Raw genomic sequence first — 24428 nt, forward strand, 5'->3', positions numbered from 1 at the left:
GCGGCCCCACGCGGGCGGTGGTGCCCGCCGACCTACCGGCCCGCCGCTGAGGGGCGGCCCACGAGCCCTCCGAGCAGAGGGCCGCCCCTCGGCGCAGGTTCAGGGCGTCAGGCGGTGCAGGTCGCGCGGGAACGCGGTGACCTGGCGGACGTTGGCGGCGCCGGTCAGCTTGGCCGTCCAGCGTTCGAGGCCGAGGGCGAAGCCGCCGTGGGGCGGCATCCCGTACCGGAACGCCTGGAGATACCCCTCGTACGGGCCGGTGTCCTCGCCCCGGTCGGCCAGCGCGCGGACGTAGTCGTCGTAGCGGTGCAGCCGCTGCCCGCCGGTCACGAGTTCGAGCCCGCGGAAGAGCAGGTCGAACCCGTTGGTGTAGCCGGGCCGCTCGGGGTCGGGGTGGGTGTAGAAGGGCCGCTTGGACATCGGGTAGCCGGTGACGAAGAGGAACTCCGACCCGTGCTCCCGCTCGGCCCACTCCGACAGCCACCGTTCCTGCGCGGGCGACAGGTCGGGCTCCGGCGACGAGGTCAGCCGCTGCGCCTCGGTGAAGTGCACGGCCGGGATCTCGGCGGGCACCTCGGGCAGGCGTACGCCGAGCAGTGACACGGCGTGCCCGGCCCGGCGGCGTACGGACTCCAGCATGCCCGCCACCACCTCGCGCAGCACCGCCATCACGTCCCGGTGGTCGCGGATGAAGCCCAGCTCGGCGTCCAGGCTGGTGTACTGGGCGAGGTGCCGTACGGTGTCGTGCGGCTCGGCGCGGAAGACGGGCCCGACCTCGTAGACCCGCTCGAACACCCCGACCATCGCCTGCTTGTAGAACTGCGGCGACTGCGCGAGGTAGGCGGGCCTGCCGAAGTAGTCGATGGCGAAGACGTTCGCGCCGGACTCGGTGGCCGAGCCGACGATCTTCGGCGTGTGGATCTCGGTGAACCCGAGCCGGTCGAGCGTCTCGCGGAACCCGGCGACGCCCGCGGCCGCGATCTCCAGGGGCGCCCGCAGCAGCGGGTGCCGCAGCGCGACCGGCGCGTGGTCGAGCACGGTCGGCAGCGCCGCGTTGACCGCGGGCCGGTAGAGGTCGAACGGCGGCGCCGCACCCGTCTCGGCCAGCACCTCGATCGAGGGCTCGACCAGCTCATGGCCGCCGGGCGCCTGCGGGTTGGCGGCCACGGTGCCGGTGACCGCGACCACTGTCTCTTCGGCAGGCAGGTCGCTCTCGGCCGAGCCGTTCGCGGAAGACAGGCCGCCCCCTGACGGGCCGACCTCGGAAGGCGGGTCGTGCGCGGTGACGGCCTGGGCGAGCCCGGCGCGGTCGCGTACGACGAGGAAGGACACGGACTTCAGTCGCCGGCGGCGATGGACCCAGCCGGCGACCGTCACTCGTTGCCCGGCGTGCTCAGCGAGCTCCGCCGACAGAACACGAGAGATCATCACAACTCCTGCGAAGAATTGCATGACCCCTTGGGAGTGCGGGGGAGAAGGGAGCTCCCGGTGCCACCGCACTTTCACCGCCCCCGGCGAACGGGGGCGGCCTCGTTACGACCCGATGACGGGGGTCAACCGGCGGGGCATTTCCTCCCCGCACTCAGGAGTGTCTTCACCGGCGGGTCACGGCACCGCCTTCGCAGCTACCGGCGGCTCTCTGCGGCCGTGGGTCCCGCGGCTACTCGTCTCCGTCAACGCGTTGCCGGTGACCTTATCACTTGTCCTTCTTGCGCTTCTCCCTGATTTTCATCGTCACCTCGATGGGCGAGCCGGCGAAGCCGAACTCCTCGCGGATGCGCCGTTCGATGAAGCGCCGGTAGGTGTCCTCCAGCCAGCCGGAGGTGAACAGCACGAACTTGGGCGGCTCGATGGCCGCCTGGGTGGCGAAGAGGATCTTCGGCTGCTTGCCGCCGCGCACCGGCGGCGGGGTCTCGCGCACCAGGTCGGTCAGGAACGCGTTGAGCCGGGCCGTCGGCACCCGCGTGGACCACGAGTCGAGCGCCTTCTCCAGGGCGGGCACGAGCCGGTCGAGGTGGCGGCCGGTCTTGGCGGAGATGTTGACGCGCAGCGCCCACGGGGTGCGGACGAGCTGGCGGTCGATCTCCTTCTCCAGGTAGTAGCGGCGGTCCTCGTCGAGCAGGTCCCACTTGTTGAAGGCGACGACCATGGCCCGGCCCGACTCGATGACCAGGCCGATGATGCGCAGGTCCTGCTCGGTGAGCGGCTGGCTGGCGTCGATGAGCACGACCGCGACCTCGCTGCGCTCGAGCGCTGCGCGGGTGCGCATGGCGGCGTAGAAGTCGGCGCCCTGCAGCTCGCGGTCGCGCCGCCGGATGCCGGCGGTGTCGACGAAGCGCCAGGTGCGCCCGCCCAGCTCGATCAGCTCGTCGACGGGGTCGCGGGTGGTGCCGGCCATCGGGTCGACGAGCACGCGCTCCTCCCCCGCCAGCTTGTTGAGCAGGGAGGACTTGCCGACGTTGGGCTTGCCGAGCAGCGCCACGCGGGCGGGCCCGCGCTCGCCGTCGAAGGTGACCTTCGGCGTCTCGGGCAGCAGGTCGAGCACGACGTCGAGCAGGTCGCCGCTGGAGCGCCCGTGCAACGCGGAGACCGGGTGGGGCTCGCCGAGCCCGAGCGACCACAGCGCGCTGGCCTCCAGCTCGAGCTGCTGGTTGTCGACCTTGTTGGCGGCCAGCACGACCGGCTTGCCCGACTGGCGCAGCACCGAGCCGACGATCTCGTCGGCGTCGGTGGCGCCCACGGTGGCGTCGACCACGAACACGATCACGTCGGCCAGCTCGACGGCCACCTGCGCCTGCTCGGCGATGCGCGCGTTCATGCCCGTGGCGTCGGGGTCCCAGCCGCCGGTGTCGACCACGGTGAAGCGGCGGCCACGCCAGTTGGCGTCGTACGTGACCCGGTCGCGGGTGACGCCCGGCACGTCTTCGACGACCGCCTCACGGCGGCCGATGATGCGGTTGACCAGCGTGGACTTGCCGACGTTCGGCCGGCCCACGATGGCCACGACGGGCAGCGGCGTGCTGTCCTCGTGCTCGCCTATCTCAAGGTCTTCGAGGTCGGCCTCGACCCAATCCCCCGTTGTCACTATTCATCGTCCTTTGTGAGTCCCGCACCGGACTTCGGGTCAGGTGCGCTCTTTGACCAGTCTCAACACTTCCGCGATGACCTCGTCCAAGGTCAGGTCGGTGGTGTCGAGCTCGACGGCGCCCTCCGCCATCGAGAGCGGGTCTGTCTTCCGTGTCGAGTCAAGGGTGTCACGCCTGGCCATGGCCTCGCGCTGCGCCTCCACCGTCGAGCCGGCCACCTCGGCGCTGCGCCGCAGAGCGCGGGCCTCGGGGCTGGCCGTCAGGTAGACCTTCACGGCGGCGTCGGGGCAGACGACCGTGCCGATGTCGCGGCCCTCCACCACGATGTCGCCGTCGCCGACGATCTCGCGCTGGAGCGCCACCAGGCGGGCGCGTACCTCGGGGACCGCCGCCACCAGCGAGACCGCGCCGGTCACGTCGGCCTCCCTGATCGGCCCCGCCACATCGACGCCGTCGACGTGGATGGTGGGGCCGTCAGGGTCGGTGCCGGAGACGACCTCGGGCTCGCCGCAGCGGGCCGCGATGGCGGCGGGATCGGTCAGATCGACGCCCTCGCGCAGCATCCACCAGGTCATCGCGCGGTACATCGCCCCGGTGTCCAGGTAACGCAGGCCCAGCGCGCGGGCGACCCCGCGCGACACGCTCGACTTACCCGACCCCGAAGGGCCGTCCATCGCGACGACCAGACCGGCCACGGTCTCTCCCTCTTCACGTTTCGGCTTGCCGGAAAGAGGCTACCGCCTCCGGGTCAGTCGGCGATCCAGCTCGCGTGGAAGCCGAGCGGCACGCGTACGGGAAGATGCACGGTGGCGACGGGCTCGCCGGTGAAGTCCTGCGCGGACAGGATCACCAGATCGGCCGCTCCCCTGCCGGGGTTGTTGACGTAGGCGAGCACGTAGCCGTCGTCCTCGGCCGCGCCTGAGCCGTCGCCCGCCGGGACGAAGACCGGCTCCCCCGCGTACGCGTCGCGCCCCATCCGCCGCGTCTCCCGCGTGCCGGTCGTCAGGTCGTGCTTGATCAAAGTGTTGTCGAACGCCGAGTCCGGCATGTCCTCAAGATCGGTGGCGCCAGGGTAGAAGCGCTCCTCCACGTCGAAAGTGGCGACGGTGTAGCCGTAGCGGTACGGCCGGCCGGTGCGGCGCTCGTCCATGCGCGGGAACTCCTGCGGCCGGTCGTCGAGCCGCGTCTCGGTCACCGTTCCCGTACACAGGTCGATGCGCCAGCGGTCGAGCGTGGGCGCGCCCCCGAGATCCAATCGGCCGTCCACGAACCGCCTGGGGTAGCGCACGGCGTCCACGACCACCTCATCGCCCTCCTCGTAGGCGTTGAGCGTGTGGAACACCCAGCACGGCGCCACCTCGAACCAGCGCACCTCGCCGGTCGCCCGCGACAGCAGGCCGAGCCGCGGCGCGTGGTCCTCGTTCCACGCGACGGGCAGCGTCGTCCCCTTCTCGGCCTGCTCCATGCTGAACGTCACCGGCAGGTCGTAGATCACCACGTAGTGCTCGGTGAGCGCGAAGTCGTGCATCATCGGCGCGTCGGGGACCGGGATCTTCGTCACCTGCGTCACCTCGCCCTTGGCGTCGATGACGATGTGCTGGTGGTGGTCCCAGCCGAAGAAGTACGCCATCGCGTGCAGCTCGCCGGTGACCGGGTCGAGGTGGGCGTGGCCGGTGTAGCCGCCGGGCAGCTTCCCGCCGAAGTCGCACGGGCCGATCGTGTCGAGCTCGTACGTCAGCTCGTACGGCCGCGCTCCCCCTTCCTGCGTCGCGAACGTGCGGCCGGCCACCCCGATCACGTACGTGTTGGGCGCGAGGTCCAGGCCGGCGTGCACCGGCCCGGAGCGCGGCTCCTCGCCGAGCCGCTCGGCGACGGAGGCGCTGCGCACCCACCGGTTGCGGTACCACTCGGCGCGGCCGTCGCGCAGCCTGATGCCGTGCACCATGCCCTCGGGCAGGAGCATGTGGGCGGCGGCCGGGTCGTCGAGGCCGATCGGGTTGGGGCCGTTGCGCAAGTAGCGGCCGTTCAGCTCGGCCGGGATGCGGCCGGTGACCTCCAGGTCGAAGGCCGTGATCTCCTCGGTGGCGGGGGCGAAGCCTCCGGTGAACGGTGTGGTGCTCATGATCTCCCTCTCCTGTCGTGATCAGGTACGGCGTCCGTCCCGGGTCATGAACGGGGTGAGCACCGAGGTGCACAGCAGCCGGTAGCGGGCCGAGGTGTCGGCCTCCTCGAAGTAGCTGGAGATCTCCAGGCTGACCGCCCCGTGAACGGCCATCCCGAGCAGGTCGGCGATCTCCGGCGCCTCGGCCCCGGCCAGCTCCCCCGCCTCCAGGCATGCGGCCACGCCCGCCACGAGCATGCCGAACGTGCGCTTGGCCGTCCGGATGGCCTCCTCCCCGCCTTGAACCCCGGCAGGGCGCCGAGGAACATCACGCGGTAGTAGTCGGGCTCGGCCAGTGCGTGGTCGCGGTAGGCGGCCAGCATGGCCATCAGCCGGTCGAGCGGGCCGCCGTCGCTCGGCACGTCCAGCAGCCGCCGCTCCAGCCGGGCGAAGCCCTCCAGCCAGAGGGCCTCGCTGAGGCCGTCCTTGCCGCCGAAGAGCGTGTAGATGACCTTCGTGGAGCAGCCGACCTCGGACGCGATGCGCCGGACGGTCAGCGCCGCCGGCCCTTCGTTGATGAGCAGGTTCTTGGCCGCTTCGAGGATGGTCGCCCTGACGACGTCCTGCCCTTCGCGCTGGGCCTGCTGGTACGGGGTGCTCACGGTAACGCCGTTTCTTGTCGGTAACACTGTTACCGATCTTTGTACGCGAAGCCGCCCGGCCCGTCAACCCGGAGACCGGGGCGCTCAGCCCGGGACGCGTCCTGTAGAGCCGGACCTAACACGTGGAAACGGGATCTACCAACTCACTGCGAGCAAGTCGTTACGTATCGTGATTGGGGGGCATCAGGCAGGTATGACAACCGCACCTAACCCGATCGACCTGCAGAAGCACCTGAGCGGGGTCGACTACCCGGCCAGCAAGCAGGATCTGATCAAGGCGGCTCGCGAGCAGAACGCGAGCAAGGACATTCTCAAGGCACTCGAATCCATGCCGGACCGCGAATACGACGGCCCGAACGCCGTCAGCCAGGCGATCACCAAACGCTGATTCGCCCGGCAGGACATCGGGCGGGGCCCCACAGGGCTCCGCCCGATCCGTGTCCCGGCACGGGGTGCGGCCCGTCGCCGCCGACGGCTCCACGCAGGCGTTGCCTCCAAGGATGCGGACAACCGCACGTCAGAAGCCGCCTGAACGCGGACAACCGCGCGCCAGGGGCCGCTTGGACGCGGACAACCGCGCATCAGAAACCGCCTGAATGCGGACAACCGCGCATCAGGGCCGCCTGAACGCGGACATCGGGGCGTCAGAGGCGGCTTGGACGCGGTCGTCGGCAGTGGTGCGTCAGGGGAGTCAGGGGACCTGCCAGCCGCGCTCGTGCAGCGCCTCGGTGAGCGTGGCGGCCGCGCCGGGCTCGACCGACAGCTCGGCGATGCCCAGCGGCAGGCCGGGGGCGTGCTCCAGCCGGACGTCCTCGACGTTGACCCCGACCTCGTCGCACACCTGGAACAGCCGGGCGAGCTGGCCGGGACGGTCGCCGATGACCACCTGAACGACGGCGTACGCGGAGGCGGGCCCGCCGTGCTTGCCGGGGATGCGGTCGTGCCCCGCCACGCCCCGCTTGAGCAACTGGGTGATCTCGTCGGTGGCGGTGCCGTCGCCCTCGGCCAGGGCGCGCAGCGCGCTGGCCGCGTCGACGAGGTCGTTGGCCACGGCCTCCAGCACCTCGGCCACCGGCCCCGCGTTGCCGGACAGGATGCCGAGCCACAGCCCGGGGTCGCTGCCCGCGATCCGCGTGACGTCGCGGATGCCCTGGCCGGCCAGCCCGAGCGCGACGTCGGTGGCGTCGGCGAGCCGGGCCGCCACCGCCGATGCGGCCACGTGGGGTGCGTGCGAGACGACCGCGACCGCGCGGTCATGGTCGATGGCGCTCACCTCGACGGCGTTGGCCCCGCACAGCTCGATCAGCCGCAGCACCGCCGCCTTCGCCTCAGGATCGGCCTCCTCGGTCGGGCACAGCGCCCACGGACGCCCCAGGAACAGATCCTCCCTGGCCGCGCCGGGCCCCGACTTCTCCCGCCCGGCGAGGGGGTGCGAGGCGACGTAGGACGCCAGGTCGCAGCCGAGCTGCCTGGCCCGGTGGATGGGCTCGCCCTTGACGCTGGCCACGTCGGTGTAGAAGCGGGCGGCGCCGATGCGCTGCAGCTCGTGCAGCTCGGTCGCCACGGCCGCGGGCGGCACCGCGATGACCGCGAGGTCCACACCCTCGGCCTGGGCCGTGCCCGGCCGCCACTCCTCGCCTGCGCCGAGCTCCCGTGCCAGCCGTACGGCTCCCTCGTCGCGGTCGGCGAGCAGCACCCGGACGCCCCGCTTGCGCAGCGCCAGCGCCGTGGAGGTGCCGATGAGACCGGTGCCGACGACGAGCACGGTACGAAGATCCATCTCGATGTCCTGATTGGTCGGGCTGAACGGTTGAGAGGTGCCGCGCGGCCGGCCTGCCTGCCGCGTCCTGTGCCTGGTCCTGGGCTGGTTGGTCCTGGGCTGGGTGGTCCTGGGCTTGGAGCGAATCTACTGGGCGATGTCCTGCCTCAGCGCCACCGCGCCCCGCAGATAGACGTGGTGGATCTCGGAACGCGGCCGGTCGGTCTCGATGTGGGCGAGCAGGCGCACCACGCGCGGCAGCGCCCCGGGGACGTCGATCTCGGTGGCGCAGATCAGCGGCACTTCGTGAAAACCCAGCTTACGCGCGGCGAGCGCGGGGAACTCGGCCGTCAGGTCGGGCGTCGCGGTGAACAGCACGCTGATCACGTCGTCCGGAGTCAGGCTGTTACGCTCCATGATCACGCTGACCAGCTCGGTCGTGCCCGAAATGATGGAGTCGCGGTCGTTGGCGTCCACCTGGATCGCACCACGGATCGCCCGCACCATGTGCTTCGTCCCCTTCCAGAGCCGTAGAGCCCGTGCGGAGTTCGCGCACGGGCTCCTGCGTCCGGCCAGATTACAGCTTCACCGCCGCGTACAGGTCGCCGACTTCCTTCAGCGTCAGCGCCCTGACCGTGCCAGGCTTCGTCCGGCCCAGCTTCACCGGGCCGAACTCGATCCTGGCCAGATCGATCACCCGGTGGCCGACCGCTTCGAGCAGCCGCCTGACCACGTGCTTGCGGCCCTCGTGCAGCACCACCTCGACCAGCGCCTGCTGGCCGTGCTCCTGCACCACCGAGAACGAGTCGACCCTGACGATGCCGTCCTCCAGCTCGACGCCCTCCTTGAGCCTGCGGGCGAGGCTGCGCGGGATCGGGCCCGGCACCTTGGCCCAGTACTTCTTCGGCACGCCGTAGCTGGGGTGCGTCAGCCGGTTGGCCAGCTCGCCGTCGTTGGTGAGCAGCAGCAGGCCCTCGGTCTCGGTGTCGAGCCGCCCCACGTGGAACAGCCGAGGCGCCAGGTCCTCGACGTAGTCGGCCAGGCACGGCCGGCCCTGCGGGTCGTTCATGGTGGACACGACGCCGATGGGCTTGTTCAGCGCGTAGTAGACGAGGTCGGGCGCGGTCGGGATGCGCCTGCCGTCGACGTGGATGACCTGCTTGGCCGGGTCGACCTTGGCGCCGAACCTGCGCACCACCTGGCCGTCCACGGTGACGCGGCCCTCGCCGATCATCTCCTCGCAGGCCCTGCGGCTGGCCACGCCCGCCTGGGCGAGCACCTTCTGCAGGCGTACGCCGTCGGGGACCTCGGTGGTGTCGCGCTCGTCGGTGTAGCCCTCGGGGTAGAAGTCGCGGTCGCGGATCGGCTGGCGGGCCGCCTTGACGCGGTCGCGCTGCGGGCTGCCGGAGCCGCCGCGCCGGCTGCTGCCGCCGATGGTCTGCACGACGTCCCTGCGCCCGGTGTCCCTGCGCCCGGTGTCCCTGCGCCCGGTACGCGTCGCGGGACGGCCGCCGCGGCCGCTGCGCACGCTCTCGGACCGGTCGCGCCTGCCGGAGCGCTCCTGGCGGCCGCCGTACTCGTCGCGGTCGCGCTCGGGGCGGTCGGCCCAGTCGCGCCGGCCCGGCCTGTCATCGTCGTCACGCCGGCCGTAGCGGGCGCGGGTGGAGGTCACGGGCTTGGGGGCGACGTCCTCGCGCCGTCCGCCGCGTCCGGCCCTGAACACGCTCGGGCCGCGCTCGTCGCGCCGGTCGTCACGGCGGTCGTCACGGCGGTCGTCACGGTCGTCGCCGCGCCAGTCGTCATAGCGGTCGTCATAACGGTCGTCGCGCCGGCCGGACCGGTGACCGTCCCGGCCCTCGTCGCGGAACCGCTCGCCGCGCTCGTAACGCTCGCCCGTGTCGAACCTGTCGAACCTGTCGAACCTGTCGAACCTGTCGGTCCTGTCGCTGCGGCCGTACCGGGCGCGGGTGCCGCTACGGTCGGCGCGCAGGGAGTCGCGCGACGGACGGCCACGGAAGTCGTCCTGGCCGCGGAAGTCGTCGTCACGGAAGTCGCCCCGGCCGCCGCGGGCACCGCGGGAATCCCCTCCACGCGTGCCGCCGCCGCGGGTGTCACCGGAGCGGAAGGCGGGACGCCCGCCACGGCCGGAGCCGCCGGCACGTCCACGACCGCGTCCATCACCGGACGGGGTGCTACGCCTGTTGATCACTTTGTCGTCTCCTCGAGATTTTCCACGTCGTCGGGGAGGAAGGGCGCGAGCTCGGGGAGCTCGCTCAGGTCCCGCAGTCCCAGACGTTCAAGGAAGTATGAGCTTGTCCGGTAGAGCACTGCCTGGCTCTCCGGGTCGGTGCCGGCCTCCTCGACCAGCCCCCTGGCGACGAGCGTCCGCATGACGCCGTCGCTGTTGACGCCGCGCACCGCGGCGACGCGGGCACGGCTCACCGGTTGCCGGTAGGCAACGACCGCGAGTGTCTCCAGAGCGGCCTGGGTGAGCCGCGTCTGCTGGCCGTCGCGTACGAACCGCTCGACCATAGGCGCGCACTCGGCGCGCGTGTAGAAACGCCAGCCGCCCGCGACTTCTCGCAAATCAAAACCCCGCCCTGCGGCGGTGTATTCCGCCGCGAGCGCGCGCAACGCAGCGGCCACCTCGTGCGTCGGCCGCTCCAGCACTTGAGCCAGCGTCACTTCGGCGACCGGCTCGTCGACCACCATCAGGATAGCCTCAAGCGCCGCCTCCAACGACGGCCCCTCCTCAGAGCCCCCGCCGACGCCCTCGTCCTCACGCCCCTCAGCGTCGCCTTCTCCCGCGCCTGCCGCCGCCGAAGCGCCGTCTCCCCGGGCCCCATTCCGCCGCTCGGAGCCCGAAGCGCTGGTGGCGGCCCCATCAGCCTCACCCCTGGCACTCGTCTCAAGGAAGGCCTCACCGGCGGCCGAAGGCACCGGCACCGCGCCGGAAGGCTCACCGTCACCGGAGGGCAGCGCCACCGCGCCAAAGGGCTCGTCGCCGGAGCCCGCCAGCAGCGCGGCACCGACCGTGCCGCCGCCCGAAGCCTCCGGCGCCGCGCCGGAAAGCTCGCCGCTTCCGGAAACCGCCGACGCTGCGGCACGAACCTCGCCGTCACCCCCGACCGCCGTTGCGTCGGTGCCGAGCCCTCCGTCAGCGGAGCCCTCCGGCGCTTCGGTGGACAATCCAGCCACCGGGGCGGACGATCCGGCCCCGCTAGCGGGCGATCCAGCCCCCGTGGCAGGTGATCCAGCCGCCGTGGCAGGTGCTGACGCCGTTGTTGCAGGCTCCGGCGTCGCAGGGACCGTCGGCTCCTCGGGCGCCTTCACGGCGTCGCCCAGCGCCTCCCGGCCTCCGAGGACGGCACTTCCTGCGGCCTCCCGGCCCCCGACGTCGGCGCTTCCTGCGGCCTCATGCGCGCCCTGCCGCGACGCGCCCAGGCCAGGCGCGGGCGGCTCGGCCCCTTGCGTGTCCTCAGCGGGTCGCGGCGCATCCTCCGCCACGGCGGCACCCGCCGCGCGGGTGCCCGTGTCGGCGGCCTCGCCGCGCGCGTCCACGCCGCCAGACCCCGCGTCGCGGGCGTCCGTGTCGGCGGTCTGCCGCGTGTCAGTCTCGCGCGCGCCCGCCTCGCGTGCCTCCGTCTCGTCGGTCTCCGCGACGGCGGGATCCGGGCCCGCCGACGCCGTGTTCTCCGCACCCGTGATGGGCGGGAGGAGGTCGGGGTCCTCGAGGCGGGGGGCGCCCGGCTGGGCCAGGGAGCCCGGGAGGGTCATCCAGGCGGGCAGCGGCGGCTCGGAGTCGGGCGAGCGGCGCGGGCCGGGCAGCCGGTTGTCGTCAGTCATGGGTCGCTTTCTCCGCCGATTCCTCGTAGTCGTCCCCCACCGCGACCTCGCCGTCGTCGGTGCCCGTCCAGGTCACGTGCAGCTCGCCGAGCGGCTCGACCTGCTCGAACGTCACCGCCGACTCGCGGAACAGCTCGAGCACGGCGAGGAAGCGCGCGATGACCTCGAACGTGCCCTGGCAGTCGGCGGTCAGCGCGCGGAAGGTGGCCCGCCGCAGCCGGCGCAGGTGGCTCACCAGGATGGCGGCCTGCTCCTTGACGCTGGCGAGCGGCTGGTAGATGTGGCCGGTGCTCACGGTGGGCGGCAGCTTGGGGGTGAACGCCTTGGCCGCGATCTTCGCGAGCTGCTCGGGCCCGATGCCGAGCACCAGCTCGGGCAGCAGGTTGGCGAACTGCGGCTCCATCGGCACCGTACGCGGGTAGCGCAGGGACTCCTCGGCCATCCGCGCGGCGAAGATCTTCGCGACTTCCTTGTACGCCTTGTACTGCAGGAGCCGCGCGAACAGCAGGTCTCTGGCCTCCAGCAGCGCCAGGTCCTCTTCGTCCTCGACCTCGCCGGACGGCAGCAGCCTGGCCGCCTTGAGGTCGAGGAGGGTCGCCGCGACCAGCAGGAAGTGGCTGGTCTGGTCGAGGTCCCACTCCGGCCCACGCGAGCGGATGTAGGCGATGAACTCGTCGGTGACCTTGGAGAGCGAGACCTCGGTGATGTCGAGCTTGTGCTTGGCGATGAGGCCGAGGAGCAGGTCGAAGGGTCCTTCGAAGACGTCCAGGTGGACCTGGAAGCCTTGGGGCTCGGTCTGCTCTTCGGTCACCTGGCCATTGTGGCAGGCGCGCGCCAGCGCGAGAGCACCTCTCGGGCCAGCTCACGGTAGGCGTTTGCGCCGAGCGAGGACGGGTCGAACGTCGTGATCGGCTCGCCTGCCACGGTGGCGTCGGGGAAGCGCACCGTACGGTTGATCACGGTGTGGAACACCTTGTCGCCGAACGCCTCCACGACGCGGGCCAGCACCTCGCGGCCGTGCAGGGTACGGGCGTCGTACATGGTGGCGAGCAGGCCCTCGAGCTCCAGGCCCTCGTTGAGCCGCTCCTGCACCTTGGAGATGGTGTCCATGAGCAGGGCGACACCGCGCAGCGCGAAGAACTCGCACTCCAGCGGCACCATGACGCCGTGGGCGGCGGTGAGGGCGTTGATGGTGAGCAGGCCGAGCGACGGCTGGCAGTCGATGAGGCAGACGTCGTAGTGGGGCAGCAGCGGCTTGATGACCCGGCTCAGCACCTGCTCGCGGGCGACCTCGGTGACGAGCTGCACCTCGGCCGCGGACAGGTCGATGTTGCTCGGCAGCAGGTCGAGGCCCTCGACGCCGGTCTGCAGCAGGACGTCTTCCGCGGTGACCCCGCGCTCCATGAGCAGGTTGTAGACCGTGAGGTCGAGCTGCAGCGGATTGATGCCGAGCCCGACGGAGAGCGCGCCCTGCGGGTCGAAGTCGACCAGCAGGACCTTGAGGCCGTATTCGACGAGCGCGGCGCCGAGGTTGATGGTCGTGGTGGTCTTGCCCACGCCGCCCTTCTGGTTGACCATCGCAACCACGCGCGCCGGGCCGTGCACCGTGGGAGGCACCGGCTCGGGGAACACGGGTCTGGGCCGCTGCGTCGGGCCCAAATTGACGCCGTTGGAGGGCGCGTTGGTCTTGGTGTCGCCCCAGGGGTTGTCGGGGGTCCCCGGGGTCGAACCGTTGGTCGTCACAGTCACCAGCTCGAACCTCCCTGACGATCCCGAACCGGACCGTCCGGACGGACACTATGGCGTCGCCACTTAACGCGGCAAGGCGGCACGCCGTGGGCGGCGCACGTCCCAAAAGACTATAGATCACTGCCGGGCACGCGGATGCGCGGCGGCGTAGACCTCGCGGAGCTTGTCGACCGTGACCAGGGTGTAGACCTGGGTGGTCGTCACCGAGGCGTGGCCGAGCAGCTCCTGCACAACCCTAACGTCCGCCCCGCCGTCCAAAAGGTGAGTTGCAAAGGAATGCCGGAGTACGTGGGGACTTATCCCGTCGAGTCCGGCTCGTTCGGCGGCGGCCTGCAGCACCTCCCAGGCGCCCTGCCGGGTCAGACGGCCGCCGCGGGCGTTGAGGAAGACGGCGGAGGTGCCGCGCCCGTGGGCGAGCAGCCCGGGCCTGGCCCGCACCAGGTACGCGTCCAGCGCGGCGCGCGCGTAGCGGCCGAGCGGCACGATCCGCGTGCGGCCGCCCTTGCCGTGCAGGCGCACCTGGTCGTCCTCGAGGTCGTCCACGGCCAGCCCGACGGCCTCGGAGATGCGCGCGCCGGTGCCGTAGAGCACTTCGAGCAGGGCGCGGTTGCGCAGCGTCAGAGGGGCCCCGTCGGGGCCTGAGGCGGCGATGAGCCGCTCGACCTCGTCCACGCCGATCGCCTTGGGCAGGCGGCGCAGCCGGCGCGGCGGGCGCACCTCATGGGCGGGGTCGTGCGCCGTGACGCCTTCGCGCAGGGCGAAGCGGTGCAGCCCGCGCACGGCGGAGACGGCGCGGGCGGCGGAGCTGGCCACGAGGGCGGGATGCTCGCCGTCGCCCTCGCGCAGCGCGGCGAGGAAGGCCTGGACGTCGGCCTCCCCCACCTCGTCGAGCGCCAGGCGGCCGCGCGCCCGGAGATGCTCGACGTAGCGTTGCAGGTCACGGCGGTAGGACGCGAGCGTGTTGGCAGCCAGACCACGTTCTACCGCGAGATGGGCGAGGTAGCTGGAGAGCACCGCCTCCACGAACAGGTCCTTCCGTCACGCCTCCGGGGCGTCGGCGGGGCGCAACCGGGCGAACCCCTCAGCCGAAGCCGCGTACGCGGCGAGGATACCGGCCACGGCCGTGGAATTGTGGATCATTCCCTGGAGGACCTTCTCGACCGCGTCGGCCAGCGGCACCCATTCGACCGGCATGCCGATCTCCTCGTGCCGCTGGACGAAGTCGTTCTCCTCGTCAGGGATCTTGGTCAGGCCGCGCGCCAGGAACACCCTGACCCGCTCGTCGGTCATGCCGGGCGACGAGCGCAGGTCGGCCAGGGTGTGCCAGGTCTCGGCGCGGTCGCCGGCCTCCTCGGCGAGCTCGCGCGCGGCGGTCTCGACCAGCGGCTCGCCCTCCACGTCGCGGATCCCCGCGGGCAGCTCCCACATCAGGTGGCGGGTGGGGTGGCGGTACTGCCTGATGAGCAGGACGCGGTCGTGCTCGTCGAGTGCGAGCGCGGCCACGGCACCCGGGTGGACGACGTAGTCGCGCTCGGCGACCTCGTCGCGGGGCATCCTGACGGTGTCGGTGACGACGTCGATGATGTGGCCCTTGAAGCGATGACGCGTTTCGACGACGTCCCACGACTCGGGCGTGTCGGCGATCAGCGGGCCGTCGGGGCGCCCGCTCACGGGTGCACCTTGGCGCTGCCGACGCGGCTGTCGGCGTAGACGAGCGCGGCGGCGATCAGGCCCTTGAACATCGGGTTGGCCCGGGTCGGCCGCGACTTGAACTCGGGGTGCGCCTGGGTGCCGATGAAGAACGGGTGGACGTCGGTGGGCAGCTCGGTGTACTCGACCAGCCGGCCGTCGGGCGACAGGCCGGAGAAGACCAGGCCGACCTGCTCGAGCCGCTCGCGGTAGGCGTTGTTGACCTCGTAGCGGTGGCGGTGGCGCTCGTCGGCCTTGGCCTTGCCGCCGTACAGCTCCCGGGCCAGCGTGCCCTCGCCGAGCTTGGCGGTGTAGCTGCCGAGCCGCATGGTGCCGCCCATGTCGCGCTCGCCGGCGATGACGTCTTCCTGGTCGGCCATGGTGGAGATGACCGGGTGCTTGGTGTCGGGGTCGAACTCGGAGGAGTTGGCGTTCTCGAGCCCGGCCAGGTTGCGCGCGGCCTCGATGACCATGCCCTGCATGCCGAGGCAGATGCCGAGCAGCGGGATCTTGTTCTCGCGGGCGTGGCGGATGGCGCCGATCTTGCCCTCGATGCCGCGCACGCCGAAGCCTCCGGGGATCAGCACGCCGTCGACGCCGTCGAGCTCGCGCTCTGCGCCCTCGGGGGTCTCGCAGTCGTCGCTCTTGACCCAGCGGATGTTGACGCGGGCGTCGTTGGCGAAGCCGCCGGCGCGCAGCGCCTCGGTGACCGACAGGTACGCGTCCGGCAGGTCGATGTACTTGCCGACCAGCGCGATCGTGACCTCCTTGGCCGGGCGGTGCACCCGGCGCAGGAGCTGCTCCCACTCCGTCCAGTCGACGTCGCGGAAGGGCAGGCCGAGCCGGCGCACGACGTACGCGTCGAGGCCCTCGGCGTGGAGCACCTTCGGGATGTCGTAGATGGAGGCCGCGTCGACGGCGGAGACGACCGCGTCCTCGTCGACGTCGCACATCAGGCTGATCTTGCGCTTGATCGCGGTCTGCACCGGACGGTCGGAGCGCAGCACGATCGCGTCGGGCTGGATGCCGATGCTGCGCAGCGCTGCCACGCTGTGCTGGGTCGGCTTGGTCTTGAGCTCGCCCGACGGCCCGATGTACGGCAGCAGCGACACGTGCAGGAAGAACACGTTGTCGCGGCCCACCTCGTGCCGGATCTGGCGCACGGCCTCGAGGAACGGCTGGGACTCGATGTCGCCGACCGTGCCGCCCACCTCGGTGATGACCACGTCCACGTCAGGACCGGCCATGCCCCGGATGCGGTCCTTGATCTCGTTGGTGATGTGGGGGATGACCTGCACGGTGTCGCCCAGGTATTCGCCCCGCCGCTCCTTGGCGATCACGTTGGAGTAGACCTGGCCGGTGGTGACGTTGGCCGAGCCGTGGAGATCGGTGTCGAGGAAGCGCTCGTAGTGACCGATGTCGAGGTCGGTCTCCGCGCCGTCCTCGGTGACGAACACCTCACCGTGCTGGAACGGGTTCATGGTCCCGGGGTCGACGTTGAGATAAGGGTCGAGCTTCTGCATGGTGACCCTGAGACCGCGCCCCTTGAGAAGGCGACCGAGGCTGGATGCCGTGAGCCCCTTGCCGAGACTGGAGGCGACACCGCCGGTGACGAACAGATGCTTGGTTTGCGATGCGCTGCGCAAAGGGGCTCCCGTGGCTCGAGGTGTGGTCGGAATGTCCACGGGCTCTCAGGATATCAAACAACGCCCTTCACATGCCCGAACGGCTTGACCTAGCGGTAACTTTGGTCCCTATGTCACTCGTTCGGCGGGCTTTGGGGGCGTTGATTCACCGTACGTACGCGGCGATCCGCCATGCCGGAGCGATCACCCCGTCCACGCCATCGGGCTACCGATTCCGGCGTATCGGTGACGGCGTCAGCATCGCCTTCCCCCTGGCGCGATCTTCGGCGAGGAGTGGATCGAGATCGGCGATCACACGCTCGTCGGTGAGCGGGTGTCGCTGTCGTGCGGCATGGTGCCCGGTCACGACCTCGGCCCCGACTCCATCCTGCGCATCGGCGGCGGCTGCTCGATCGGCCGGGGCTCGCACATCGTCGCGCACCAGTCCATCGACATCGGCGACCACGTCTTCACCGGCCCGTACGTCTACATCACCGACCAGAACCACGTCTACGACGACCCCGACGTGCCGATCGGGCGGCAGTGGCCGCGCAACAGCCCGGTCTCGATCGGCTCGGGCTCCTGGCTGGGCGCGGGCGCGATCATCCTGCCCGGCACCACGCTGGGCCGCCAGTGCGTGGTCGCGGGCGGCGCGGTGGTGCGCGGTGAGTTCCCCGATCACAGCGTGGTCGCCGGGGTGCCGGCCAGGCGGGTCCGCGGCTATTCGCCCGAGCTGGGCTGGCACACGCCCGTCACGCAGGACGCCACCATGCGCTGAGCACCGCAGCGATTCCGGCCCTACGCGCTGAGGCCCGGTCCGCCGTCGCGCCCGTCACTCGCGGTCCCGCACGCCGAACCCCCTGCCCACCGCACCCCACCCCCGCACGCGACGGCGGTTCCGGGGATGGACCGAACAAGCTTCTGACGGTTAGCGTCGGTGCATGCGGACCGCGATATGTGAGCGTTTAGGGATCGAGTTCCCGTTGTTCGCCTTCAGCCACTGCCGTGACGTGGTGGCGGCCGTCACGAACGCGGGCGGGTTCGGGGTGCTGGGCGCGGTCGCGTACTCTCCCGAGCAGCTCGACACCGAGCTGACGTGGCTGGACGAGCAGGTGGGCGGCCGGCCGTACGGGGTGGACGTGCTCGTCCCCGGCACGATCGACGCCTCGGCCCACGACCGGCGCGCGCACCTCATGGACGCCGTGCCCGACCGGCACCGCGACTTCATCACGCACTTGATGACCAAGTACGGCGTCAGCACGCCCGTCAGGCCGATGGGCGCGACCGCCGACGAGATGGGCAGGCGGGTGACCGCGGCCGGCGCGACGGGACTGATCGACGTGGCGCTCAAGCACCGCATCGGCCTCATCGCCAGCGCCCTGGGGCCGCCGCCGCCCGAGATGGTGACCAGAGCCAGGGAGGCGGGCGTGCCGGTGGCGGCCCTGGTGGGCACCGTCGAGCACGCGCGCAGGCAGATCGCCGCCGGGGCCGACATCATCGTGGCGCAGGGCACGGAGGCGGGCGGCCACACCGGCGACGTCTCCACGATGGTGCTGGTGCCGCAGGTCGTGGACGCGGTCGCGCCCGTTCCCGTGCTGGCCGCGGGCGGCATCGCGTCCGGGCGGCAGATGGCGGCGGCCATGGCGCTCGGCGCGGAGGGCGTGTGGTGCGGCTCGGTCTGGCTGACGACCGAGGAGGCCGAGACGTCGCCCGCGGTCAAGCGGAAGCTGCTCGCGGCCTCGTCGCTGGACACCGTGCGCTCGCGCTCCCGTACGGGAAAGCCCGCCCGCCAGCTCAAGTCCGCCTGGACCGAGGAGTGGGACGGCGCCGAGGAGAGCCCGGGACCGCTGGGCATGCCGCTGCAGCTGCTGCTCGCCGAGGGCGCGATGGCGCGGATCGGCGCGGCGGCGGAGAAGGGCGAGCCCGGCGCGATCGAGCTGGTCAACTACTTCGTCGGGCAGGTCGTCGGCCAGCTCGACCAGGTACGCCCGGCCAGGGACGTGGTGTACGACATGATCAGCGAGTTCGGCGAGGCGGTCGAGCGCCTGGGCAGGCTCACAGCGGAGTGACCGGCTGCCGCCCCGCCACCTCGGCTCCATCCCCGTCGCGGACCGCATCAGGGCGTGCCTGGCCGTCAGGGACGAGGGCACCGTCCCGTGCGACAACGACGCCTGCGCCACAAGATCGCCCGCGCCCGGCCGCTCGACCGGGCGCTGACCGAAGTCACCGACCCCGGTCTTCGGGACCTCATGGACGAGGCCGCCAGGGCAGACTAGGGGGATGCTCGCCGCTCTGACCGGTTTGGGGCTGTCCACGGCGGCCGGCCTCAACGCCTACATCCCCCTCCTCATCGTGGGTGTGCTCGCCAACTTCACCGACGCCGTACGCCTGCCGGACGGCTACTCCTGGCTGTCGAACTGGGGCGTGCTCGCGATCATCGCCGTGCTGCTGATCGCCGAGCTGGTGCTGGACAAGGTGCCCGCGATCGACAGCGTCAACGACACCATCCAGACCGTGATCCGCCCTGCGTCCGGCGGCGTGGTCTTCTCCGCCACCAACGCCGCCGCCGAGTTCGAACGCTCGGCCTGGATGAGCGAGCACCCCTGGGCCGGGTGGCTGATCGGCATCGTGGCGGCGCTGGCCGTACACGCGGTCAAGGCGCTCGTCCGTCCGGTGGTCAACGCGGGCACGGCCGGGTTCGGCGCGCCGGTGCTGAGCACCGCCGAGGACGCGGGCTCCATCGGGATGAGCCTGGTCGCGGTGTTCGCGCCCGTGCTGGTGCTGGTCGCGCTGCTGGTGCTCGCCGTGCTCGCCTTCCTGCTGATCCGGCGGGTACGGCGGGCGCGCGCCCGCAAGAGGGAGGCGCGTACCGGCCCGCCCCTGTGACCCCGCCCGGCCGCGGCTCTCCACCCCGCCCGGCCGCGGCTCTCCACCCCGCCCGGCCGCGGCTCTCCACCCCGCCCGGCCCGGCGCGTGGGCGGTCAGAGGCGGCGCAGCCAGCCCTCCACCGCGTGCACGAACGCCTCGGGCCGCTCCTCGTGCAGCCGGTGGCTCGCGCCCTCCCAGCACAGCACCGCCGAGGCCGGGTCCTTGAGCAGCCCGCTCTCCCACTGCGCGCGCCCGGGGTCCGCCCAGATCGACAGCACCGGGCAGCGCCTGCGTGCGAGATAGTCGTCGCTGGCCGGGCGCACCCCGATCGCGTCCCCGCTGACGAACATGGCCTCGAACGCCTGCGCCAGCACGTGCGGCGGCATGCCGTACAGGCGGCGCTTGTGCCAGCGCCGGATGAGGGCGGGGGTGCCGGCGTTCGTGCACCACTCGTCGATGCGCTCGGCGGCCTCGTGCGGGCGCTCGCCGCGCAGGGCCGCGATCATCCCGGGGAAGCCGGCGGCGATCTCGGCGCTCATGCCGTAGCCGGGGTCGAGGGCGACGAGTGCCCGTACGCGCTGGGGATGCTCGACGGCCAGGATCGAGACCACCTGCGCCCCCATGGAGTGGCCGACCGCCACCACCTGCGGGATGCCGAGGCGGCCGAGCATGACCTCAAGGTCCTCGGCCATCGCACGCGGCGTGTTCCCGGTCTCGGGGACCGACGAGTAGCCGTGGCCGCGCAGATCCACCGCGATGACGCGGTGCCCGGCGGACAGCGCGTCGATGTGCCACGACCACTGGTGGGAGTCGGCGCCCCAGCCGTGCACGAGCAGCAGCGGCGGCTCGCCGCCCGCCTCGCCGTCGTCGGTGTAGAAGAGCCGGACGCCCGGCTCGACCTGCGCGTACGGCACCTAGCCTCCGACCCTCCGCAGCAGCGGCGTCTCGCCCGCCGCCCATGCCGGCCCGCCCTTCGCGAGCGTGATCCCTGCCGCCATGTCAGCACAGCGTCCGGGCCCGATCAAGAGCTTGCTCGGGTACGCCGTCACGCGCCCCGCCCCTGAACCGCCCGCGCGCACTATCCTTCAAAGCAGCAGCGCCAACAGGAGGTGGCAACGATCAGCGAGTTCCTCATCGTCGTACTGGTGATCCTGGCGTTCCTCCTGTTCCTCGGCGGCCTCGGCATCTTCCTGATCGTCAAGCTGGCCAAGAAGGCCGCGGTCAAGGCCAAGGAGGCCACCGCCCGCATCACGACCCACGTCAACGCCATGGGCACGGGCGACGCCGCCGAGGTGGAGCGTCTCCGGCTCGACCTGCGCCGCGAGGTCTCGCTCACCCGCCAGGCCGTCGAACAGGCCCAGCGCCAGGGCTGGGGGCTCGGCGAGCTGCCCCGGCTGCTGGCCGACCTCACCGCGCAGGCCGACGTCCACGACCAGCAGCTCGGCATGTACGCGCAGCAGCGCCGCATGTCCCCGTACGTCGATCACGCCACGCTCGACCGCCTGCGCCGGCACCAGGCCACGCTGACCGCCATGTGCGCCCGCATCCGCGCCGACCTGCTGAGCAACCAGGTCCAGCACACCGGGGCCGGCATCGCCGACCTCACCCAGCGCACCGACCTGGAGATCGAGGCCCGCCGCCCCGCCCCCGACCCGCTCGACGAGATCGACGATCTGTATCGCCGCACGATGCAGGAGCGCAAAGACCTCCCCTGACGGGCCGCACCCGAGACCTGCGCACAGGTCCTTGGGCGAGCGCCCGAGACCTGCGCAGAGGCCCCTGGGCGAGCGCCCGAAAAGGATCGTCAGGAGGGCAGCAGGGTCGCGAGAGTACGCGCGAACGCCTCCGGATTGTCGAGCATGATGTTGTGCCCGGACTCCGGGATGCCCAGCACCCGCACCCCGGCCGCCCGCAGCTCCCCGGCCCCGTCCGGCTCGTCACCCTCGGGAAAGAGGAAGGCACGCGGAATGGCGGTCAGCCCGATCAGCAGCTCGCGCATGGTCGGCGTGGTGCCCTGGGCCAGGCTGACCGCCGTACGGTGCAGGCCGCGCAGGTCGGCCAGGCGCATCGTGGACCACCAGTGCGGCCCCACCCGGTCGCGCACCTCCTTCCAGCCGCCCGACACGAACTCCTCCTCGCCGTAGGCGGCGATGCCGCTGGTGCCCGGGCGCGGGGGCGTCACCGGATAGGGGTCGAGGTTGGCGTCCACCAGGATCAGGTCGGCGACCAGGCCGGGATGCCGCGCCGCCGCCACGATGGCGACGGCCCCGCCCATGCTGTGCGCGATCACCGCCGCGCCCGCCACACCCGCCTTGCGCAGCGCCTCGGCGAGCGCGTCGGCGTGGGCCTCCAGCGTGTACGAGAAGTCCTGCGGGCGGTCGCTGATGCCGAACCCGAGCAGGTCGATGAGGAGGGAACGGCGGCGCGGCAGCGCCGGGTGCGCCGCGACCTCCGCGTAGTAGGGGGCCGACGTGGCGCCGAGGCCGTGGACGTACACGCGGGCCGGCTCCCGCCCGGCAGCTCGACCCAGCGCATGCGGGCGCCGCTGGGATGAACGATGGCATCGTGCATGACAGCCCTCCTCATGTATCGAAGCCAATATATATCGAACCCGATGTATAATCGGGGCATGCTGGAGCTGGCCATCCTGGGATTCTTGAGGGATCAGCCGTTGCACGGATACGACCTGCGTACGCGTGTGGCCGCCCTGATGGGCCACGTACGCCCGATCGCCGACGGCACCCTCTACCCCGCGATCAAGCGCCTGGCCGACGCCGGCTGGGTGCTCAGGAAGGACGAGCCCGGTGTGGCCGCGGCGCCCCGCCGCATGCTCTACCTGACGCCGGAGGGGCAGGCCGAGCTCGAACGCCGGCTGCGCGAGCCCGCCGACCTCGACATCAGCGACGAGAACCGGTGGTTCACGCTGCTGGCGTTCCTGAGGCACCTCGGGGAGCCGAAGGAGCAGGCGGCGGTGCTGCGGCGGCGGCTCGCCTTCCTGGAGGAGCCGACCAGCTTCTTCTACGACGGCGACCGGCCGATGGCCACCGAGGAGTTCCCCGACCCGTTCCGCCAGGGCCTGCTCACCATCGCCCACGCCACCAGCCAAGCCGAACTGGCCTGGCTCCACACCACCCTCGCCGCCCTGGAAACGCCCGGCGAAACCCCGCCCAGCTGAACACGCCAGGACACCGCGGCCCGCCCGCAGCGGGGACACAGCACAGCCGGTCCCCCGGTCAGCCAGACACGGCGCATCGGCACACGCGTGTTATTCGGCGCACCCGCCGCGAAGCAAGGGGACGGCCTACCGCCGATCGCGCTCCCCAGCCCCAGCCGAACCCCCCGCAAACCGCAGGGCGGGCAGCTACAAGCCGCGCGAGACGCTAAGGGCGCGCCACCGCAAGCCACGACAACGGAGCGGCCGCGAGCCGTGCGAGGCACGAAGCCGGCGCTACAAACCGCCTGAAGAGCAGGACAGGCCGCCGCAAGCCGGGAGAGACGGCGGGCGGGCGTATGGCGTGCGAGCACTGAGCCGGCCGTTGCGAGCCAAGTAAGCGGACGGCCACTGGTTGTGCGAGGTGCGGGGGGTGGGCCGCCACCACGCTCGGGGTGGTCGGTGCGCGGCGGCCCGGGAGGGGTTCTCGAAGTGAAGGGTCAGGACGGGGAGGGGCTGGTGCGGATGACGTCGCCGGTGGCGGCGTCGATGGTGACCTCGTGCTTGGCGCCGTCAGTCGTGACGACGTCGGACTCCCAGACGGTCTTGTCCCGCTCGTCGTCCAGCGCCAGCTCCGTGATGCGCCCCTCGGGCACCGCGGCGGTGATCTTGTCGGCGGCCTGGGCGTAGTCGAGCTTGGCCGCGGCCACCCGGTCGCGGAGCTCGGCCTTGTCGTCGGCGTCGTCCTGTTCGCTGGTCGGGCCGGTCACGACCTTGCCGCCCTCCACGTCGAGCTGGTACTCCGTGCCGTCTTCGCCGACGACCTGGACCTCCCAGCGGCTGCCGTTCTCCTCGGCCTCCATGGAGATCACCTTGGAGCCGGGTACGGCCGCCAGCGCCGCCTGCCCGGCCTGCTTCAACTCCTCCAGGCTCTGCTGGGCGGAGCCCGGCGTGCCGGGGCTGCCGTCCGGCGTGGCGGTGCCAGGGCTGATCGGCATGTCGGTGCTTTCGGCCGTGGGCGTGCCGAGGGTCGGCGACGACCGTACGGCCAGCCGCTCGGCCTCGCTCGTCACCGCCCCGCAGCCCCCTGCGAGCACCGTGGCGCCGACCAGGGCACCGATGATCGACTTGTTCATACCCTGGACGCTGCCCGCCAGAAGGTAAAGCATTCGCCCAGGTCAGGCCACCGGAACGCGTCTGCCGCTGCGCCCACCCCGCCGCCGGACACGCCCCCGTCGCCGGGAACACCACCCTCACCAGGCACGCCGTCCTCGCCAGCAGCCCTTCGCCAGACACCCCGCCGTCACCGGGCCCGCCGCCATCGCGGGCCCAAGGCCCTCAGGGGCACAGCGCCTTCGCCGGGCACGCCGCCATCCGTCACCAGGCGCACCACCGCCGCCGGATACGCACGTCATCACAGACACGCCCCGTCGCCGGACACAGCGCCCTCATCAGACCGCCCCATCGCGGGTCCAAACCCTGAGGGGCACGGCGCCTTCGCTGGGTACAGCACCTTCGCCGGGCGGGTACCGGCTGCGGCGGGTGCCGAGCGCGGCGTGTGCCGAGCGCGGCCGGCGTTCAGCGCGGTGGGCGCGGTGTACGGCGGGCGCGCACACGCCCGGCGATGAGCGTGGCAGCCACAAGCACGCCCGGCGATGAGCGTGGCGAGCACGAGCACACCAGGCGATGAGCGCGGCGAGCACCGGCACACCAGGCCGTGAGCGCGGCGAGCACAAGCACACCAGGCCGTGAGCGCGGCGGAAGCCGACTACAGCGGGAGCCGGGTGCGGCGGGTGCTGAAGCGGAGGCGTCGCGCAGGGTTGTGCCCGGCGACGATGCCAGGCCCGGCAACGGTGCCAGGCCCGGCGACGGTGCCAGGCCCGGCGACGGTG

The 24428-nt window shown here is 71.9% G+C and carries 23 protein-coding genes and 1 pseudogene; 6 read left to right on the forward strand and 18 right to left on the reverse strand.

Features of this window, described 5'->3' with window-relative positions; genetic code table 11:
* Nucleotides 1-99: 99 nt before the first annotated feature.
* The 6 genes and pseudogenes from aspS to WBK31_RS21490 form a co-directional block, all read right to left on the reverse strand.
* Nucleotides 100-1428 carry an aspartate--tRNA(Asn) ligase gene (aspS, locus tag WBK31_RS21465; RefSeq protein ID WP_364054487.1) on the reverse strand — a complete coding sequence of 443 codons (1329 nt, stop codon included), beginning with the start codon at nucleotides 1426-1428 and terminating at the stop codon, nucleotides 100-102.
* Nucleotides 1429-1696: 268 nt separating this feature from the next.
* Nucleotides 1697-3085, reverse strand: a complete 1389-nt coding sequence (der, locus tag WBK31_RS21470; RefSeq protein WP_364054490.1) for a ribosome biogenesis GTPase Der — start codon at nucleotides 3083-3085, stop codon at nucleotides 1697-1699.
* 39 nt (nucleotides 3086-3124) lie between these two features.
* A complete protein-coding gene (cmk, locus tag WBK31_RS21475) occupies nucleotides 3125-3781 on the reverse strand; it encodes a (d)CMP kinase (RefSeq protein WP_364054493.1) in 657 nt (218 codons plus the stop codon).
* A gap of 53 nt (nucleotides 3782-3834) precedes the next feature.
* Complete coding sequence (locus WBK31_RS21480) at nucleotides 3835-5208, reverse strand: carotenoid oxygenase family protein (RefSeq protein WP_364054496.1); 1374 nt, start codon at nucleotides 5206-5208, stop codon at nucleotides 3835-3837.
* A gap of 21 nt (nucleotides 5209-5229) precedes the next feature.
* The gene (locus WBK31_RS21485; RefSeq protein WP_406673033.1) at nucleotides 5230-5445 is read right to left on the reverse strand and encodes a hypothetical protein; all 216 of its coding nucleotides are present in this window, start codon (nucleotides 5443-5445) and stop codon (nucleotides 5230-5232) included.
* Between the two features lie 266 nt (nucleotides 5446-5711).
* Nucleotides 5712-5876, reverse strand: a pseudogene (locus WBK31_RS21490) (TetR family transcriptional regulator); the annotation flags it as partial.
* Between the two features lie 166 nt (nucleotides 5877-6042).
* Between WBK31_RS21490 and WBK31_RS21495 the strand changes: the two are divergent.
* Nucleotides 6043-6237: a DUF2795 domain-containing protein gene (locus WBK31_RS21495; protein ID WP_364054502.1), complete on the forward strand. Its 195-nt coding sequence runs from the start codon at nucleotides 6043-6045 to the stop codon at nucleotides 6235-6237.
* Nucleotides 6238-6540: 303 nt separating this feature from the next.
* On the opposite strand, the gene WBK31_RS21500 is transcribed toward WBK31_RS21495, so the two are convergent.
* The 9 genes from WBK31_RS21500 to WBK31_RS21540 all read right to left on the reverse strand — a co-directional run bounded on the left by WBK31_RS21500 (nucleotide 6541) and on the right by WBK31_RS21540 (nucleotide 16538).
* Complete coding sequence (locus WBK31_RS21500; RefSeq protein WP_406673034.1) at nucleotides 6541-7629, reverse strand: prephenate dehydrogenase; 1089 nt, start codon at nucleotides 7627-7629, stop codon at nucleotides 6541-6543.
* 126 nt (nucleotides 7630-7755) lie between these two features.
* Nucleotides 7756-8115 (reverse strand): chorismate mutase, encoded by a 360-nt coding sequence (gene aroH, locus WBK31_RS21505; RefSeq protein WP_364054508.1) that lies wholly within the window; start codon nucleotides 8113-8115, stop codon nucleotides 7756-7758.
* Nucleotides 8116-8185: 70 nt separating this feature from the next.
* On the reverse strand, nucleotides 8186-9817 hold the full coding sequence (locus WBK31_RS21510) for a pseudouridine synthase (protein WP_406673035.1): 1632 nt from the start codon (nucleotides 9815-9817) through the stop codon (nucleotides 8186-8188).
* Nucleotides 9814-10347, reverse strand: a complete 534-nt coding sequence (gene scpB, locus WBK31_RS21515) for an SMC-Scp complex subunit ScpB (protein ID WP_378790218.1) — start codon at nucleotides 10345-10347, stop codon at nucleotides 9814-9816. The genes WBK31_RS21510 and scpB overlap by 4 nt, the downstream gene beginning before the upstream one ends.
* 1099 nt (nucleotides 10348-11446) lie before the next feature.
* The gene (locus WBK31_RS21520; protein ID WP_364054514.1) at nucleotides 11447-12265 is read right to left on the reverse strand and encodes a segregation/condensation protein A; all 819 of its coding nucleotides are present in this window, start codon (nucleotides 12263-12265) and stop codon (nucleotides 11447-11449) included.
* Nucleotides 12262-13203: a ParA family protein gene (locus WBK31_RS21525; RefSeq protein ID WP_364054517.1), complete on the reverse strand. Its 942-nt coding sequence runs from the start codon at nucleotides 13201-13203 to the stop codon at nucleotides 12262-12264. The genes WBK31_RS21520 and WBK31_RS21525 overlap by 4 nt, the downstream gene beginning before the upstream one ends.
* Nucleotides 13204-13320: 117 nt before the next feature.
* Nucleotides 13321-14226, reverse strand: coding sequence for a site-specific tyrosine recombinase XerD (locus WBK31_RS21530; protein ID WP_378787856.1), 906 nt, complete (start codon nucleotides 14224-14226; stop codon nucleotides 13321-13323).
* 15 nt (nucleotides 14227-14241) lie between these two features.
* Nucleotides 14242-14874: an NUDIX domain-containing protein gene (locus WBK31_RS21535; protein ID WP_378787854.1), complete on the reverse strand. Its 633-nt coding sequence runs from the start codon at nucleotides 14872-14874 to the stop codon at nucleotides 14242-14244.
* Nucleotides 14871-16538, reverse strand: a complete 1668-nt coding sequence (locus WBK31_RS21540; RefSeq protein WP_364054526.1) for a CTP synthase — start codon at nucleotides 16536-16538, stop codon at nucleotides 14871-14873. The genes WBK31_RS21535 and WBK31_RS21540 overlap by 4 nt, the downstream gene beginning before the upstream one ends.
* A gap of 313 nt (nucleotides 16539-16851) precedes the next feature.
* On the opposite strand from WBK31_RS21540, the gene WBK31_RS21545 reads away from it, so the two are divergent.
* The 3 genes from WBK31_RS21545 (at nucleotide 16852) to WBK31_RS21555 (ending at nucleotide 19403) form a co-directional block, all read left to right on the forward strand.
* Nucleotides 16852-17295, forward strand: coding sequence for an acyltransferase (locus WBK31_RS21545; protein WP_378787852.1), 444 nt, complete (start codon nucleotides 16852-16854; stop codon nucleotides 17293-17295).
* 163 nt (nucleotides 17296-17458) lie between these two features.
* On the forward strand, nucleotides 17459-18586 hold the full coding sequence (locus WBK31_RS21550) for a nitronate monooxygenase family protein (protein WP_364054532.1): 1128 nt from the start codon (nucleotides 17459-17461) through the stop codon (nucleotides 18584-18586).
* Between the two features lie 211 nt (nucleotides 18587-18797).
* A complete protein-coding gene (locus WBK31_RS21555; protein ID WP_364054535.1) occupies nucleotides 18798-19403 on the forward strand; it encodes a DUF4126 domain-containing protein in 606 nt (201 codons plus the stop codon).
* 95 nt (nucleotides 19404-19498) lie between these two features.
* Here WBK31_RS21555 and WBK31_RS21560 read toward each other — a convergent pair whose 3' ends face one another.
* The gene (locus WBK31_RS21560; RefSeq protein WP_364054538.1) at nucleotides 19499-20299 is read right to left on the reverse strand and encodes an alpha/beta hydrolase; all 801 of its coding nucleotides are present in this window, start codon (nucleotides 20297-20299) and stop codon (nucleotides 19499-19501) included.
* Between the two features lie 195 nt (nucleotides 20300-20494).
* Here WBK31_RS21560 and WBK31_RS21565 point away from each other — a divergent pair, with 195 nt between their 5' ends.
* Nucleotides 20495-21100, forward strand: coding sequence for a hypothetical protein (locus tag WBK31_RS21565; RefSeq protein WP_364054541.1), 606 nt, complete (start codon nucleotides 20495-20497; stop codon nucleotides 21098-21100).
* A gap of 89 nt (nucleotides 21101-21189) precedes the next feature.
* Here the strand turns inward: WBK31_RS21565 and WBK31_RS21570 are convergent, their stop codons facing one another.
* Entirely contained in the window at nucleotides 21190-21882 is a 693-nt protein-coding gene (locus WBK31_RS21570; RefSeq protein WP_406673036.1) for an alpha/beta fold hydrolase, read from the reverse strand.
* A 132-nt stretch (nucleotides 21883-22014) separates the two neighbouring features.
* Here WBK31_RS21570 and WBK31_RS21575 point away from each other — a divergent pair, with 132 nt between their 5' ends.
* Entirely contained in the window at nucleotides 22015-22560 is a 546-nt protein-coding gene (locus WBK31_RS21575; RefSeq protein ID WP_406673037.1) for a PadR family transcriptional regulator, read from the forward strand.
* Nucleotides 22561-23036: 476 nt separating this feature from the next.
* Here the strand turns inward: WBK31_RS21575 and WBK31_RS21580 are convergent, their stop codons facing one another.
* Nucleotides 23037-23672, reverse strand: a complete 636-nt coding sequence (locus tag WBK31_RS21580) for a PepSY domain-containing protein (RefSeq protein WP_364054549.1) — start codon at nucleotides 23670-23672, stop codon at nucleotides 23037-23039.
* Nucleotides 23673-24428: the final 756 nt, after the last annotated feature.

Origin of the sequence: Nonomuraea sp. N2-4H (assembly GCF_045291505.1) — a bacterium.
Taxonomy (GTDB): domain Bacteria; phylum Actinomycetota; class Actinomycetes; order Streptosporangiales; family Streptosporangiaceae; genus Nonomuraea; species Nonomuraea fastidiosa.

Bases quoted from the DNA above. Each gene is read 5' to 3' on its own strand.
- aspS (WP_364054487.1), bottom strand. From the start codon at position 1,428: ATGATCTCTCGTGTTCTGTCGGCGGAGCTCGCTGAGCACGCCGGGCAA.
- WBK31_RS21480 (WP_364054496.1), bottom strand. From the start codon at position 5,208: ATGAGCACCACACCGTTCACCGGAGGCTTCGCCCCCGCCACCGAGGAG.
- WBK31_RS21485 (WP_406673033.1), bottom strand. From the start codon at position 5,445: ATGCTCGTGGCGGGCGTGGCCGCATGCCTGGAGGCGGGGGAGCTGGCC.
- WBK31_RS21495 (WP_364054502.1), top strand. From the start codon at position 6,043: ATGACAACCGCACCTAACCCGATCGACCTGCAGAAGCACCTGAGCGGG.
- WBK31_RS21500 (WP_406673034.1), bottom strand. From the start codon at position 7,629: ATGGATCTTCGTACCGTGCTCGTCGTCGGCACCGGTCTCATCGGCACC.
- aroH (WP_364054508.1), bottom strand. From the start codon at position 8,115: ATGGTGCGGGCGATCCGTGGTGCGATCCAGGTGGACGCCAACGACCGC.
- WBK31_RS21550 (WP_364054532.1), top strand. From the start codon at position 17,459: ATGCGGACCGCGATATGTGAGCGTTTAGGGATCGAGTTCCCGTTGTTC.
- WBK31_RS21555 (WP_364054535.1), top strand. From the start codon at position 18,798: ATGCTCGCCGCTCTGACCGGTTTGGGGCTGTCCACGGCGGCCGGCCTC.
- WBK31_RS21575 (WP_406673037.1), top strand. From the start codon at position 22,015: ATGCTGGAGCTGGCCATCCTGGGATTCTTGAGGGATCAGCCGTTGCAC.
- WBK31_RS21580 (WP_364054549.1), bottom strand. From the start codon at position 23,672: ATGAACAAGTCGATCATCGGTGCCCTGGTCGGCGCCACGGTGCTCGCA.